Genomic DNA, 1,666 nt, shown 5'->3' with positions numbered 1-1,666 from the left:
GGGCGGCATTCCGACCAACGTTCACTGCGAGGTGCTGTCGCCGACCGCCGGGAACCCGGACCAGGTGGTGCCGGGCCTGATGGCGATCGGCGAGGCGGCCTGCGTGTCGGTCCACGGCGCCAACCGCCTGGGCTCCAACTCGCTGCTCGATCTGGTGGTGTTCGGCCGTGCGGCCGCCATCCGCGCCGCCGAGATCGTCAAGCCGGGCAAGGCCCCGTCGGTCAAGCCGGACTCTTGCGACAAGGCGCTGGAGCGGTTCGACCGCATCCGCAACGCCAAGGGCTCGATCAAGTCGGCCGACCTGCGGCTGGAGATGCAGCGGACGATGCAGAACAACTGCGCCGTCTTCCGCACCGGCGAGGTCCTGGACGAAGGCGTCAAGAAGATCGACGCGGTCTTCGCCAAGAAGGGTGAGATCGCCATCTCCGACCGTTCGCTGGTCTGGAATTCCGATCTGGTCGAGGCGCTGGAGCTGGACAATCTGCTGGGCCAGGCGGTCGCCACCCTGCACTCCGCCCAGAACCGTCCGGAAAGCCGCGGCGCCCATGCCCGTGAGGACTATCCGAACCGCGACGACGAAGACTGGATGAAGCACACCGTCATCTGGGTCGCGGACAACGGCGAGACGAAGATCGATTACCGCCCGGTCCACATGTACACGCTGACCGACGAGGTCGATGTCTTCCCGCCGAAGGCCCGTGTGTACTAAGGCCCGCCGGATAAAGGAAATCAGCCATGGTTGAATTCAACCTGCCAGCCAACTCCAAGGTCGGCGTCGGCAAGACCGTCAACGTCGCGAACGGCGCCAAGCGGGCCAAGACCTTCAAGATCTACCGCTGGAACCCGGACGACGGCCAGAACCCGCGCGTCGACAGCTATGTGGTCGATCTCGACAAGTTCGGGCCGATGATCCTGGACGCGATCATCTACATCAAGAATCAGGTCGACAGCACGCTGACCTTCCGGCGCTCCTGCCGCGAGGGCATCTGCGGCTCGTGCGCGATGAACATCGACGGCACGAACACGCTGGCCTGCCTGAAGGCGATCGAGGACGTGCCTGGCGACGTCAAGATCTATCCGCTGCCGCACATGCCGGTGGTGAAGGATCTGGTCCCCGACCTGAATCACGTCTATGCCCAGCTGGCCTCGATCAAGCCGTGGCTGCAATCGCAGTCCCCGGCCCCGAGCCGCGAGCGTCTGCAGTCGCCGGAGGACCGCGCCAAGCTGGACGGCCTCTACGAGTGCATCCTGTGCTTCTGCTGCTCGACCTCCTGCCCCAGCTACTGGTGGAACGGCGACCGGTATCTCGGCCCGTCGATCCTGCTCCAGGCCTATCGCTGGATCGCCGACAGCCGCGACGAGATGACGGGCGAGCGCCTCGACAACCTTGAGGATCCGTTCCGCCTCTATCGCTGCCACACCATCATGAACTGCACCAAGGCTTGTCCGAAGGGTCTGAATCCCGCCAAGGCCATCGCCGAGATCAAGAAGCTGATGGTTGCGCGCCGCTGACTGCGGATAAGCGTCTGCGACATGGAAAAGGCGCCCCCTCGGGGGCGCCTTTTTCCTTTTGTGGCTTCAGACGAAGTCCGGGTCGGTCGGGCGCGATGGCCGCAGATCGTTGCCGGGGACCGGGCTGTCGGTGGTTGCGGGGCCGCCGGGATCG

The 1,666-nt window shown here is 65.1% G+C and carries 2 protein-coding genes; both read left to right on the top strand.

Features of this window, described 5'->3' with window-relative positions:
• Positions 1-709: FAD-binding protein (locus tag I71_RS27105; protein ID WP_042701285.1), on the top strand; the 709-nt coding region annotated here is incomplete at its 5' end.
• Positions 710-735: 26 nt separating this feature from the next.
• Positions 736-1,512: a succinate dehydrogenase iron-sulfur subunit gene (locus tag I71_RS27100; protein WP_042701283.1), complete on the top strand. Its 777-nt coding sequence runs from the start codon at positions 736-738 to the stop codon at positions 1,510-1,512.
• Positions 1,513-1,666 lie beyond the last annotated feature (154 nt).

Origin of the sequence: Azospirillum sp. B506, from assembly GCF_000333595.1 — a bacterium.
Taxonomy (GTDB): domain Bacteria; phylum Pseudomonadota; class Alphaproteobacteria; order Azospirillales; family Azospirillaceae; genus Azospirillum.
Note: the sequence above shows the minus strand (reverse complement) of the source record. Positions and strands in the feature narration are given on the sequence as shown.

Coding starts and splice junctions, on each gene's coding strand:
- I71_RS27100 (WP_042701283.1), top strand. CDS start 736: ATGGTTGAATTCAACCTGCCAGCCAACTCCAAGGTCGGCGTCGGCAAG.